The sequence below is a fragment of the Dyella sp. OK584 genome (assembly GCF_057787755.1).
In genome coordinates, this window is record NZ_CM173542.1 from 2,827,518 (window position 1) to 2,840,231 (window position 12,714).

The 12,714-nt window shown below is 62.2% G+C and carries 9 protein-coding genes, 3 pseudogenes and 1 riboswitch; of the genes and pseudogenes, 9 read left to right on the forward strand and 3 right to left on the reverse strand.

Translation table 11 applies throughout. From position 1 onward, the window contains the following. Positions 1–93: 93 nt before the first annotated feature. From dnaK to dapB, 7 genes and pseudogenes are all read left to right on the forward strand, one after another. The gene (gene dnaK / locus AC3CBN_RS12725; RefSeq protein ID WP_488633386.1) at positions 94–2,022 is read left to right on the forward strand and encodes a molecular chaperone DnaK; all 1,929 of its coding nucleotides are present in this window, start codon (positions 94–96) and stop codon (positions 2,020–2,022) included. Between the two features lie 130 nt (positions 2,023–2,152). Next, positions 2,153–3,283 (forward strand): molecular chaperone DnaJ, encoded by a 1,131-nt coding sequence (gene dnaJ, locus AC3CBN_RS12730; RefSeq protein ID WP_488633387.1) that lies wholly within the window; start codon positions 2,153–2,155, stop codon positions 3,281–3,283. A 446-nt stretch (positions 3,284–3,729) separates the two neighbouring features. Next, positions 3,730–5,445 (forward strand): annotated as a pseudogene (locus AC3CBN_RS12735) (ESPR-type extended signal peptide-containing protein); the annotation flags it as partial. A 3-nt stretch (positions 5,446–5,448) separates the two neighbouring features. Then, positions 5,449–5,868: pseudogene (locus tag AC3CBN_RS12740) on the forward strand (YadA family autotransporter adhesin); the annotation flags it as partial. Positions 5,869–6,141: 273 nt separating this feature from the next. Continuing rightward, positions 6,142–6,267 (forward strand): annotated as a pseudogene (locus AC3CBN_RS12745) (YadA-like family protein); the annotation flags it as partial. Positions 6,268–6,341: 74 nt separating this feature from the next. Then, a complete protein-coding gene (locus tag AC3CBN_RS12750) occupies positions 6,342–7,385 on the forward strand; it encodes an OmpA family protein (protein ID WP_488633388.1) in 1,044 nt (347 codons plus the stop codon). 309 nt (positions 7,386–7,694) lie between these two features. Beyond that, the gene (gene dapB / locus AC3CBN_RS12755) at positions 7,695–8,504 is read left to right on the forward strand and encodes a 4-hydroxy-tetrahydrodipicolinate reductase (protein ID WP_488633389.1); all 810 of its coding nucleotides are present in this window, start codon (positions 7,695–7,697) and stop codon (positions 8,502–8,504) included. Between the two features lie 51 nt (positions 8,505–8,555). After that, a riboswitch (yybP-ykoY riboswitch) is annotated at positions 8,556–8,701 on the forward strand. Here the strand turns inward: dapB and AC3CBN_RS12760 are convergent. After that, positions 8,657–8,797, reverse strand: a complete 141-nt coding sequence (locus AC3CBN_RS12760; RefSeq protein ID WP_488633390.1) for a hypothetical protein — start codon at positions 8,795–8,797, stop codon at positions 8,657–8,659. Its footprint overlaps the riboswitch before it by 45 nt. On the opposite strand from AC3CBN_RS12760, the gene AC3CBN_RS12765 reads away from it, so the two are divergent. Continuing rightward, positions 8,796–9,803, forward strand: a complete 1,008-nt coding sequence (locus AC3CBN_RS12765; protein WP_488633391.1) for a sodium:calcium antiporter — start codon at positions 8,796–8,798, stop codon at positions 9,801–9,803. The two genes, AC3CBN_RS12760 and AC3CBN_RS12765, sit on opposite strands and share 2 nt — an antisense overlap. A gap of 33 nt (positions 9,804–9,836) precedes the next feature. Here the strand turns inward: AC3CBN_RS12765 and AC3CBN_RS12770 are convergent, their stop codons facing one another. Then, positions 9,837–10,589, reverse strand: coding sequence for a tetratricopeptide repeat protein (locus AC3CBN_RS12770; RefSeq protein ID WP_488633392.1), 753 nt, complete (start codon positions 10,587–10,589; stop codon positions 9,837–9,839). 86 nt (positions 10,590–10,675) lie between these two features. Then, complete coding sequence (locus AC3CBN_RS12775) at positions 10,676–11,371, reverse strand: 2OG-Fe(II) oxygenase (RefSeq protein WP_488633393.1); 696 nt, start codon at positions 11,369–11,371, stop codon at positions 10,676–10,678. A gap of 214 nt (positions 11,372–11,585) precedes the next feature. Between AC3CBN_RS12775 and carA the strand changes: the two genes are divergently transcribed. Next, the gene (gene carA / locus AC3CBN_RS12780) at positions 11,586–12,713 is read left to right on the forward strand and encodes a glutamine-hydrolyzing carbamoyl-phosphate synthase small subunit (RefSeq protein ID WP_488633394.1); all 1,128 of its coding nucleotides are present in this window, start codon (positions 11,586–11,588) and stop codon (positions 12,711–12,713) included. Position 12,714 lies beyond the last annotated feature (1 nt).

Genomic DNA, 12,714 nt, shown 5'->3' on the forward strand with positions numbered 1-12,714 from the left:
AGGTCTTGTCGGCATTGAGATGCCAGCCACAGGGCCCCATCTGAAAACCATTCGCGGCCTAGACGTCGCACAGAAAATTCGGGAGCAATAGACATGGGCAAAATCATCGGTATCGACCTGGGTACGACCAACTCGTGCGTCGCCGTGATGGACGGCAACACAGCCAAGGTCATCGAGAATTCGGAAGGCGATCGCACCACACCGTCGATCGTCGCCTTCACCAAGGACAACGAAGTCCTCGTGGGCGCGCCGGCCAAGCGCCAGAGCGTGACCAACCCCAAGAACACCTTCTACGCGGTGAAGCGCCTTATCGGCCGCAAGTTCACTGACGCCGAAGTACAGAAAGACCTGCACATCGTGCCCTACGGCATCGTCGCGCATGAGAATGGCGACGCCTGGGTGGAGACCGCCGACGGCAAGAAGATGGCTCCGCAGGAGATCTCTGCCAAGGTGCTGATGAAGATGAAGAAGACCGCTGAGGATTACCTCGGCGAGCCGGTCACGGAAGCCGTGATCACGGTGCCGGCCTACTTCAACGACAGCCAGCGCCAGGCCACCAAGGACGCCGGCCGCATCGCGGGCCTGGACGTCAAGCGCATCATCAACGAGCCGACCGCGGCTGCCCTGGCCTATGGCCTGGACAAGAAGGGCGGTGACCGCAAGATCGCCGTGTACGACTTGGGCGGCGGCACCTTCGACGTATCGATCATCGAGATCGCCGAAGTCGACGGCGAGAAGCAGTTCGAAGTGCTGGCCACCAACGGCGACACCTTCCTGGGTGGCGAAGACTTCGACATGCGCGTCATCGACTATCTCGTCGAGGAGTTCAAGAAGGACCAGGGCATGGATCTGCGCAAGGATCCGCTGGCGTTGCAGCGTCTGAAGGACGCCGCCGAGCGCGCCAAGATCGAGCTGTCGACCAGCCACCAGACCGAAGTGAACCTGCCGTACATCACGGCCGATGCTTCCGGTCCCAAGCACCTCAACATCAAGCTCACCCGCGCCAAGCTCGAAGCGCTGGTGGAAGACCTGGTCAAGCGCACCATCGAGCCTTGCCGTACCGCGCTCAACGACGCAGGCCTGCGCGTGTCCGACATAAACGACGTGATTCTCGTCGGTGGACAGACCCGCATGCCCAAGGTGCAGGAGTCGGTGAAGGACTTCTTCGGCAAGGAGCCGCGCAAGGACGTCAACCCGGACGAGGCCGTCGCCGTGGGCGCAGCCATTCAGGGCGGCGTGTTGGGCGGCACCGTCAAGGACGTACTGCTGCTGGACGTCACCCCGCTGTCGCTTGGTATCGAGACGATGGGTGGCGTGATGACCAAGCTGATCGAAAAGAACACCACCGTGCCGACCAAGGCCTCGCAGGTGTTCTCCACTGCCGACGACAACCAGACCGCCGTGACCGTTCACGTGCTGCAGGGTGAGCGCGAGCGCGCCAGCGCCAACAAGTCGCTGGGCAAGTTTGATCTGCAGGGTATCGACGCTGCACCGCGTGGCATGCCGCAGATCGAGGTCACCTTCGACATCGACGCCAACGGCATCCTGCATGTGTCGGCCAAGGACAAGAAGACCGGCAAGGAAACGAAGATCGAGATCAAGGCCGGTTCGGGCCTGTCCGAGGACGAGATCAACCGCATGGTGGCCGACGCCGAGGCAAACAAGGAAGAGGACAAGAAGTTCCACGAGATGGTCAGCACCCGCAACAAGGCCGACCAGCTGGTGCACGCCACCCGTAGCGCGCTGAAGGATCACGGCGGCAAGGTGCCGGCCGATCAGCTCAGCAGCATCGAGGGCGCGTTGTCCGACCTGGAGAAGGTCAAGGACGGCGACGACAAGGCAGCCATTGAGTCCAAGATCGAAAAGCTCGAGCAGGTCGCCCAGGCGCTGTATGCCGCGGCCCAGGGTGGCGGCGCCCAGCCGGATGCCGGTGCGCACCAGGCTGGCCCGCAGGGCAGCTCGGCCGGCAACGACGACGTGGTCGATGCCGAGTTCACTGAAGTCAAAGACGACAAGAAGTAATATGTGCCGGTCGGCGCTGCCGATCTAACGCAGCCCGCGCCCGGGACTCGACCCAGGCGCGGGCTGTTTGCTGAGGAGACATGGATCGCTCGATTCATGTGGAAGAGAGCAGTCCATGTCGGATGCAACAATGAGCAAGCGTGATTACTACGAAGTCCTGAGCGTCGAACGCACGGTGACCGAGGTCGAGCTGAAAAAGGCTTTTCGCCGTCAGGCGATGAAGTTCCATCCCGACCGCTGCCCGGACGATCCGCACGCCCAGGAGAAATTCAAAGAGGCCAAGGAGGCCTACGAAGTGCTGTCCGACGCGCAGAAACGCGCGATGTACGACCAGCACGGTCATGCCGCCTTCGAGCACGGCATGGGCGGTCGCGGTGGCGCCGGCTTCGGCGACATGGGCGATATCTTCGGCGACATCTTTGGCGACATCTTCGGCATGGGCGGCGGTCGTGGTGGCCGCGCGCGTCGTGGATCGGATCTTCGCTACATCATGGAACTGGATCTCGAAGAAGCCGTGTTCGGCGTCGATAAGAAGTTCGAGATTCCCACCCAGGTCAATTGCCATCACTGCAATGGCTCGGGTTCGGACGACGGCAAGACGGTCATGTGCAAAACCTGCCAGGGGCACGGTCGCGTGCGCATGCAGAACGGCATCTTCTCGATCCAACAGGCCTGCCCGCATTGCGGCGGCAACGGCCAGGTGATCGAGAAGCCGTGCAAGGCATGCGACGGCGAAGGCCGTCTGGAAGAAACCCGCGCACTGTCAGTGAACATTCCTGCTGGCGTGGACAACGGCGACCGCATCCGCCTTTCCGGGCAGGGCGAAGCCGGCCCGGCGGGCTCGGAAGCCGGTGATCTGTACGTGGAGGTGCGCGTGCGCCAGCACACCATTTTCCAGCGCGAGAGCGATGACCTTTACTGCGAAGCGCCCATTCGCTTCGGCCAGGCCGCACTCGGCGCCGAACTGAAAGTACCGACGCTGGATGGCGAAGCAAGCATCAACATTCCGCCGGAAACGCAGTCGGGTCAGCAATTTCGTTTGCGCGGTCGTGGCGTGAAGTCGGTGCGCAGTCGTCACACCGGTGACCTCATCTGCCGCGTCGTCATCGAAACACCCGTGCGTTTGACCAAGCGCCAACGCGAACTTCTGGACGAGTTCGATGCTACCTTCGTCGGTGACGAAGGTGTGGCGCATCATTCGCCGCGAGCCAGCTCCTGGCTCGACGGCGTGAAGAACTTCTGGTCGCGCGTCACGTCCTGACACGCGATTCCATCGGTTAGATACACAAGACGTCGCCCTGGAAACGGGGCGGCGTTTTTGTATGCATTGGCTTCGTGTTGAAAAGGCCAGCGTGGACTATGTAGAAGCACTCCTGCTGCGCGTACAACCTTTACAACCTTCGCCACGACATTGGCGTTTCGCCTGCGATTGAGAATGTTCTGAAAATCGCTTTTGGTGCGCGAAACATTGCGCCGCGACATGGTTTTCAGACTCGTCTTATGTGTTGCGTATGGTTCGCTCCATACCCTTGTGAATGTGCTGCTTGTGCCAGCAGCCAGATCGAAGTACGCCTTGCCAGGCAGGCCGCGACAGCTTCAACGCTCGTTGGCCAACACGCCCTCCGCTACGGAATGCATCAGGACGACAGCCTGACGGCATCGCTGCGCTTCGATCAGCCCACATTTCTCATCGAAGAGCGACGTCTCATGAACAAGTGCTATCGAATCGTTTGGAGCAAGACCCTCAACACCTGGATCGTGGCCTCCGAGATGGCTAAGGGCCGTAAGAAGGGCGGTTCCGTGGCCAAGCTCGCCTTGCTTGCGACACTGGCTTTGGCGGGGGGCGTCGGAACAGCGCAGGCCGGACAGGTATGTCTTGTCGATGGCACATGGACAACCATTCCCACTGCTACCGGCGCAAACGCGCTGGTTTGCGGCGATGGAGCGACGGCATCGGGCGATTCGTCCATGGCGCTCGGCTGGCAAGCCATTGCCAGTGGCTCTGGCGCATCGGCATTCGGGTATCTCGCCAAAGCATCGGGATCAACCAGTATTGCGGTAGGCAACAATGCATCGGCCGCTGGAGATCAGGCGACGGTTGTCGGCACGCAAGCCACGGCATCCGGCGGCTGGTCTACCGCTGTGGGATACGGTGCGGCCGCGACTTCGAACTACGCGGTGGCAGTGGGCCATGGATCTATAGCCGATGGCCCGCAGAGTATGGCCATTGGAATGTATGCGCACGCATCGGGCAACTTGGCGACCGCTATTGGACAAAGTTCGCAGGCGTCAGCAGCGAGTGCCGTCGCGCTGGGTGGCAACGCATCCGTGACCGTTGGATCTACCGGCGGTATTGCGATGGGAAACTATTCGGTCGCCGGTGGTGCATGGGCCTTGGCGCTAGGTGGTGGTGCTAAAGCAACCGACCGCTCTGCCGTAAGTGTTGGCGTTTCCAGTTCCGCCACTGCCGATTCAAGCACGGCCATCGGCGGATACGCCCATGCTACCGGCGTTCATGCCACCGCGGTGGGCAGCCGCTCAAGTGCCTCCGTTGATGGCGCTCTTGCTATTGGTGACTGGAGTTCCACGACAGGCGCAAATGCCGTTGCCCTGGGTTACGAGTCCGTAGCCGATCAAGCCAATACGGTTTCGGTGGGCAATGCCACTACGCAGCGCCGCATCGTCAACCTCGACGCAGGCATGGCCGGTACCGACGGAGTCAACGTCTCCCAGCTCCGCGGCGTAACCGATGCCATTGGCGGTGGGTCGACGATCAATCCGGATGGTTCGATCAACGCCCCGACCATCACGGTGGACAATGGCCAGACCTTCAACAACGTGACCGACGCCATCGAAAACATCGACAGCCGCACCACGCAGAACACCACCGACATCACCAAAATCAACACAACGTTGGGCGATGTGGTGTCGTACGACGACAGCACCCACAACAGCATCACGCTGGGCGGCGACACCTACAACGCGACCACAAAGACGGGCGGCACCAAGATCACCAACGTGGCTCGTGGTGTGGACGACAGCGACGCGGTGAACATGTCGCAGTTGAAGGCATCGGGCATCATCGACGACAACGGCAATTCACTGGATGCCGTGGTGTATGACCCGGGTACGAATCGCGGCTCGGTGACCTTTGGCGGCATGGGTTCGACAACGCCGGTCATCTTGCATAACGTGGCGCCGGGCCTGGCGGGCACGGATGCGGTCAACATGAACCAGCTCAATGCGCTGCAGAGCCAGGTGACCAACATAGACGGCCGTGTCACCAACATCGAAAACAACGGTGGCGGTAGCACGAACATTCCCTACCTCAGCGGCAACAGCGGTAGTGACAGCAACCACGAAGCAGCAGTCGGCAATTCGGCCGGCGTTGCCCTGGGCTACAACTCCGACGCCTCGGGCGACAACTCCTCAGTGGTCGGTCAGAACGCCACCGCCTTGGGCTCTTACGGCACGGCGGTCGGTAACGACTCGTATGCGGCCGGTGCGAATGACACGGCGCTGGGCGGCAATGCCAAAGTCCATGCCGACGGCAGCGTAGCGGTGGGCGCCAACGCGCAGGTCGCAAGCGCATCGGCCACGAATGCGGTGGCGGTGGGTGCCGACTCGAAGGTAAGCGCGGCTTCGGGCACAGCGGTTGGTCAGGGTGCAACCGTGCAGTCGCAGGCCACCAATGCGGTGGCGCTTGGTCAGAGTTCGGTGGCTGACCGCGCGAACACGGTGTCGGTCGGTTCGACGGGCAGGGAGCGCCAGATCACCAACGTACAGGCTGGCGTGCAGCAGACCGATGGCGTGAACGTGTCACAGCTCACGGGCGTCACCGATGCTCTAGGTGGTGGTTCCACGATCAACAACAATGGCGACGTCGTGGGTCCGAGCTACCACGTGGGTGGCAATACCTACAACAACGTCGGCGATGCACTCACCAATCTGGATAGCCGTCTAAACGACGACTTCAGCCAGATGAACAACAAGATCAATCAGGCGAGCCGCCAAGCTAGTCGCGGTATCGCCGCGGCCTCGGCCTTGGTGAATGCTACGCCGTACATGCCGGGTCGCACGATGATCAACGCCGGTATGGCCAGCTATCGCGGCGAGACCGCGCTGGGTGTGGGCGTGTCGCGCTGGAACGCCAGCGGTCGTGTGAACTTCAACGCGGGTATCTCCGCCGCCCGCAACGACCAGCCTGTGTTCCGGGTGGGCGTGGGCATGGTGCTCGGCGACTAAGGAGAGCACCAACAGTAGAGGGGCGGGGTATCCGCCCCTTTGTTGGCCGGAGACGACCCATGAAATGTTATCCAATGTTCCTGGCCCTTGCCGGCCTTACGGCCGGCTGCGCCAGTCACCAGGCGCGTGATCGTCTGAATGTGCAAGATCCGACCGTGCTGGAAGCCGGGGCGGACGCGAAACAGAGTGTCGAGGCCGGCGCTCCGACTGACGAATGGTTTGCCAATTATCAGCACATGGATCCCAAGGCCATGTTGCCAAACTTGGAGCAGCGCCTGGGCGCGCTCGGCAGCGAAGGTTCGGGCTATTACGGCTCCAAGGCGCAATGCTGGATCGCCGCTTCAAGGGAAGAATACGCATTCGGTAATCAGTGGGGTTTTGTACAAGAGGGGATGGGCGAGGCCGATCGGCTATTGCGTGGATTGGAGCGTAGGCAGGCACTAACCCCGGACAACCCCAAGCTGCGCACGGTCTCCGAAGTGCGCCCAGACCTCTGGGCAAAGATCAAGTCGGCCAAACATAAGGTCGACGGCAAGAAAGATTGTGACGAAGCGCAGCGCATGCTCGCCTGCAGTGAGGTGCAGTTGATGCATGCGGGCCATGAAGCATGGCGTCGCAGCTTCGATAAGGCGGAGAGGCGCGTCGATGCCGTAACAGGCGCCATGCAGGAAATCGATGCGAAGATCGATCAATGCCCTGCGCGAGTGGTCGAGACGCCTGTTCCGGTTATTCGCACCCTCAAGGCGGATGCGTTGTTCCAGTTTGACCGTGGCGACGAGGCGGGATTGTTGTCCAGGGGCAAGGAGGCGCTCGGTGCACTGGCCCTAGAGCTGGGACGCCAAGCAAACATCCAGCACATCGAGATCGTGGGCTATACGGATCGCTTGGGCAGCGATACGTACAACAATCGCCTGTCAGCCATGCGCGCAACCACAGTGCAGCACTATCTGCAGCACGCTTTGCAGGAAAGCGGTGCTCCCCATGTGCAGATCAGTTCGCTGGGGGAAGGAAAGCGTGAGCCGCGGGTGCAATGTGACCAGCAAAACCGCAACGAGTTGATCGCATGCCTGGCTCCCAACCGGCGCGTCGAGATTCGCATTTACCGAATTAGCCCATAACGTTCCAGGCCGCGTTGTGTGGCCATGACAGCTGGGCCACACAGCGCACCTGGGGTGCGCGGATAACTTTGGGAATGGAGTAACGCGCTCGGTGCGCGGGTGAAATCTTCACTAGCCCTTGTTCGTCATCCCAGCGAACGCTAAGTCCAGTGCCTTTGCAAGGTGCTGAAGGCGCTGGATTCCAGCGTTCGCTGGAATGACGACCTTTTGTATCTTCTCGGTAATGCTTTGGCCGATGGCCGAGCCGAGGCGATACGGCGTTCAGTGCGTTAATCTTGAGCTCCTTTACAGCAGGTGCATGGGAGCCTCATGGATTCTCCAATCCGACTGGCGATGAATGGCGCATCCGGACGCATGGGGCGCGCAGTGCTCGATCTGGCGCGTGCTGATCGGAGGTTCGCCGTTCGAGCGGCCTTGGTAGGTGATGGCTCCGGGTTGATCGGGCAATCCGTGTTCCCCATGGATCCCCAGGAGAAACTCACTTTCGGCACGAGCTGGGGCGAATCCGGTCAGTTGGACGTGGTGGTGGATTTCAGCACACCCGTTGGATTGTCCAAGGCGATTGACTACTGCACTGCGCATCACGTGCCGCTGGTAACCGGGACAACCGGTGTCGGCGTCGAGTTGGACGAACGCCTGCGCGACGCTGCGCAATCCATCCCGGTATTGCGAGCTGCCAATTTCAGCCTCGGTGTCGCGGTGCTGACTCGGTTGCTACGCGAAGCGGCGGCGGCGCTGCCTGATTGGGATCTCGACATCGTCGAGGCGCACCATGGCCGCAAGGAGGACGCACCCTCCGGCACGGCCCTGGCACTCGGCGAAGCCGCGGCCAGCGGGCGTGGCATCACGCTGGCGGAGAGCGCTGTCTATACACGTGAAGGCCGCACCGGACCGCGCGAGCACGGCACGATCGGTTTTGCGGTGGTGCGCGGTGGTGACATCGTTGGTGAACACCTTGCGCTGCTGATGGGGCGGGGCGAGCGGGTGGAGCTGGCGCATCGCGCTACCGACCGCTCCATTTTCGCGCGTGGTGCGCTGGAATCTGCTCACTGGCTCGCCGGGTGTCCTGCTGGCAGCTACGACCTCGAAGCCATGCTTGCCGAGCGTGCTGTGCGTTGACGGCTGGGCAACGGGTTCACTTGTTCACCCTGGTCGCGGCCGCTAACATGCCCGCCATTGTCATTGGGGAGTAGCCATCCTCACCCCCTTCGCGAGCCGTTTCGGTTTGCGACTCCAGAGGAATCCACGTCAACAGACTTGAAGCTTCGGCTTCATGGCGTGGATGGCCGCCGCACACCGACCGGTGCCGGCAGCCCGGCGAGACCTTTGGCCACGACGTGCTCACCTATGCCGGGCGAGCGTGCGTCGTTGCGCCAATGGGTTTCCGCTCGCTCGGCTATGGAAATAAACATGCTAATCGCATTGTGGTTTCTGCTTTCAGCTGGTGCCATCTATTTCGCCTGCGAGTACTTCGTCAACGGCGTGGAATGGTTCGGCCAGAAGCTTGGCCTGGGTGCCACCGCCACCGGCACCATCCTGGCCGCTTTCGGCACGGCGCTGCCGGAGAGCGCGGTCACCTTTGTCGCTGTGGTCTTGGGGCGCACACCGGAGCAGAAGGACATCGGCGTGGGAGCGGCGCTGGGCGGTCCGCTTGTGCTGGCGACCATTGCCTACGCCGTCGTGGGTCTGGCGCTGTGGGCCAATCGTCGACGACTGATGCGCACAGACAGCATGGTGCGTGTCGAGCATGGCCGCCTGGCCCGCGATCAGGCCTGGTTCCTGGCGATCTTCGTAGTCAAGTGTGGCCTGGGCCTGGTGGCGTTCGCGTTCAAGCCCTGGCTTGGGGTGCTGTTTCTCGCGGCTTATGCGCTTTATGTCTGGCGCGAGCTGCGCAGCGATGACACCGCGCCCGAAGAAGAAGTGCTTGAGCCGCTGAAGTTCCAACCGCATTCGGCCAACCCCGCGCTATCGCGGGTGATCCTGCAGAGCGTGCTGGCGTTGGTAGTGATCGCGATTGCTTCGCATACTTTCGTCAAGCAGATCGAAGCGATTGGCGTGGCACTGCAACTGTCGCCGCATCTGGTCGCGCTGGTGTTGAGCCCCGTCGCCACGGAGCTGCCGGAGACGGTAAACGCGCTGATCTGGGTGCGTCAGGGCAAGGAGCGGCTCGCACTGGCGAACATCTCCGGCGCCATGATGATCCAGGCGACCATTCCCAGCTCGCTGGCACTGTTCGCCACACCGTGGCTGTTCGATGCGCCGCTGATGGTGGCTGGCGTGCTTACCGGCGTGGCTGTGATGTTCCTGTGGCGTCTCTTCCGGCGCGGCAATGTGGATGCACGCTGGTTGCTGCCGGTGGGCCTGCTGTATGGCGTATTTGCGGCGTACGTTGCCTGGCATTTCAGTAGCCAGGGCTAATGCTGCGGCAGGTTGCCCCGATCGAGCTGGCGCTCAGGGATCGCCCAGTTGCGCCAGCTCTAATTTGGCTGCCTTAAGCCAGGGCTGCTCCTTGCGCCGGTAGTAACCCGGCATCAGCTCGGCACGTCGGATCTGGGACCGCCATATGTCGCGCGCCTCGGCGTGGCGCTGGGTTCTGGCGAGTAGGCGGCCATAGCGGAAGCGTCCTTCCTCGCCCGGATAGCTGTCGGCCAGTACGCGGTATTCGTCCAGTGCGGCGTCAGTTTCGCCGAGTTCTTCCAGGCAGCGCGCATAAAGCAGGTGCCCGTCGCTGGACTTGTAGCCAGGATTGGCCTTGATCAGCGCCTCCAGGGTTTGCCGTGCCGCGGCGTGATTACCGTCGCCGGCCTGCGCCTGGGCAAGGCCAAGCATGAAGTCCGGCTCGGTGGTGTACATGCCGGTGAGCAGGCTCTGGTAGAGCTCTTGCGCATTGCCGTAGTCGCCCAATCGCAGGCTTTCCTCGGCCAGGCGGCGGCGATTGTCCACCGTATTGCTCAGCTCGATCTGGCGTTGGAGCTCGCGTCGCCGCCGCTGCGGGTCGATGACCTGCATGGCCGTGCTGGCCGCCTTGCGCCCGCGAGGGTCGTGTCGCAGGTCGGGAATTACCGCTACCAGCACATATACCAGCACGGCAAGGTACGAGCCGATCAGGATCAACCAGATCCAGTACAGCGGACGACCGCTGCGCACGACATGGATGGCGCAGGCCACCTGCAGGGCAATGGACAACAGGAAAACGAAGGGCATGCCTTTTCCTTGGGATGCAACCACTCGGAAGCCACGAATGCTACGTCACCGCAGGTGCCCGGAGGAATCTCTCGGGCCGCGGGCACTCAGTCCTTGTGCGAGGCGTTGCGGTCGCGCCCGGCGCCCAACTTGCGGTCGAGCGAGCCGAACAGGTTCTTGAGCGAGCGTGCGAACTTGCCCCGCTTGGTCTTGCGCAGCTTCTCTTCTTCGCTGGTGAGCCAGGCCACCTGGATGACTCGTCGCTCGCCCTCGTAAGGCAAGTGGCCGTGGAAAGAGTTGTCGCAACGCTTGAACACGGCAAACTCGCCGTACAGCGGCTTGAGCTCTGGCGCCACCATGTTGTCGATATTGTCGATGCTGCTGAGGAATCGCAGGCAGCCATCGCTGCTGTCCGGCCACAGATTGTTGAGATAGAGCAGGGCCGTGGCCACCTTGGACTTGCTGTCGGTATGGATGGTGCCGTGGCGCTTGTTCAGCGAGCGGCACAGCGTGATCAACGTTGGGTATTGGCCGAGATCGGGAATACCAAGCCGTTGGCCAATGGCGCTGGCGAACTCGGGCGAGCTCAGGCGATGCACGAGGGTATTGATCGATGGGCCGCAGTCGCTGGTGTCGTAGGGGAAGAAACCGGCGCTCGCGTAACGCGGAAAGTCACGCTCCAGGTCGCCGCGCGCCTCATCCGGCAGCTGCCCATGCGCGATCAGGAACGGGAACGGCTCCTGCCGTACATCCGTATCCGGTCGGTCGAGGCGGGCGGGATCGAGCAGTGCGGCTGCGTTCATGAAGGTCCGGTCGTGGGCTGGGCGCGGCTAGTGTAGCGCCCGTGATGGCTGTCGTTAGGCCCTTTTGAGGGCGATGTTCAGCTGTTTTTGGTGGACACCAAGGGGGCTTGCACCTATCATTGCGACCCGCCCTGAGACATTCCTCGACTGAGGTCCACAAGCCAGCAATGCTGCGGCTTGCGGACTTTGCTGCACCTAAAAGGCGGACCTCCCCATGCCTATTCCCGCTCTGCTTGCCCTCGAAGACGGCAGCGTGTTCCACGGTCACGCCGTGGGCTCGACTGGTGAAACCGTTGGCGAGGTGGTTTTCAACACCGCCATGACCGGCTACCAGGAGATCCTCACCGATCCCTCGTACGCCAAACAGATCGTCACACTGACTTACCCGCACATCGGCAATACCGGCGTCAATGTCGAGGACGCCGAGTCCGATACGGTGCACCCCGCCGGCCTGATCGTGCGCGATGTGCCGCGTCGGGCCAGTAACTGGCGCAGCACGGAAAGCCTGCCCGATTACCTCAACCGCCATGGCATCGTGGCCATTGCTGGCATCGATACCCGCCGGCTTACCCGCATCCTGCGCGACAAGGGCGCCCTGTCCGGCTGCATCATGGCTGGCGAGCAGGTGGATGCCGAAGTCGCGCTGGCCAAGGCACGCGCTTTCCCTGGCCTCAACGGCATGGATCTGGCCAAGGTGGTCAGCGCAGGTGAGTCGTACAAGTGGAACGAGGGTGTGTACGACCTCGACTCCACCGCATTCAATCAGCCGTCCAAACGATTCAAGGTTGTCGCTTACGACTATGGCGTGAAGTACAACATCCTGCGCCTGCTGGCCGAGCAGGGCTGCGACATCACCGTGGTGCCAGCGCAGACGCCGGCTTCCGATGTGCTGGCGATGAAGCCCGATGGCGTGTTCCTGTCCAACGGCCCCGGCGACCCGGCAGCCTGCGATTACGCCGTCGAAGCGACCAGGCAATTCCTCGACGCCAAGATTCCGCTGTTCGGCATCTGCCTGGGCCATCAGATCATGGGTCTGGCGTTGGGCGCCAAGACCCTCAAGATGAAGTTCGGCCACCACGGCGCGAACCATCCGGTGAAAGATCTGGACGACGGCCGCGTGCTGATCACCTCGCAGAACCACGGCTTCGCGGTCGACCCGGCCACGCTGCCGGCGAACGTGCGCGTCACGCATCAGTCGCTGTTCGATGGTTCGTTGCAGGGCTTCGCGCTCACCGACCGTCCGGCGTTCTGCTTCCAGGGTCACCCTGAGGCAAGTCCAGGTCCGCACGACATCGGTTATCTGTTTGACCGTTTTGCCGCACTGATGCAGGAGGCCCGCTGAG

Bases quoted from the DNA above. Each gene is read 5' to 3' on its own strand.
- AC3CBN_RS12750 (WP_488633388.1), top strand. From the start codon at position 6,342: ATGTTCCTGGCCCTTGCCGGCCTTACGGCCGGCTGCGCCAGTCACCAG.
- AC3CBN_RS12775 (WP_488633393.1), bottom strand. From the start codon at position 11,371: ATGAACGCAGCCGCACTGCTCGATCCCGCCCGCCTCGACCGACCGGAT.
- AC3CBN_RS12770 (WP_488633392.1), bottom strand. From the start codon at position 10,589: ATGCCCTTCGTTTTCCTGTTGTCCATTGCCCTGCAGGTGGCCTGCGCC.
- dapB (WP_488633389.1), top strand. From the start codon at position 7,695: ATGGATTCTCCAATCCGACTGGCGATGAATGGCGCATCCGGACGCATG.
- dnaK (WP_488633386.1), top strand. From the start codon at position 94: ATGGGCAAAATCATCGGTATCGACCTGGGTACGACCAACTCGTGCGTC.
- AC3CBN_RS12760 (WP_488633390.1), bottom strand. From the start codon at position 8,797: ATGTTTATTTCCATAGCCGAGCGAGCGGAAACCCATTGGCGCAACGAC.
- carA (WP_488633394.1), top strand. From the start codon at position 11,586: ATGCCTATTCCCGCTCTGCTTGCCCTCGAAGACGGCAGCGTGTTCCAC.
- AC3CBN_RS12765 (WP_488633391.1), top strand. From the start codon at position 8,796: ATGCTAATCGCATTGTGGTTTCTGCTTTCAGCTGGTGCCATCTATTTC.
- dnaJ (WP_488633387.1), top strand. From the start codon at position 2,153: ATGAGCAAGCGTGATTACTACGAAGTCCTGAGCGTCGAACGCACGGTG.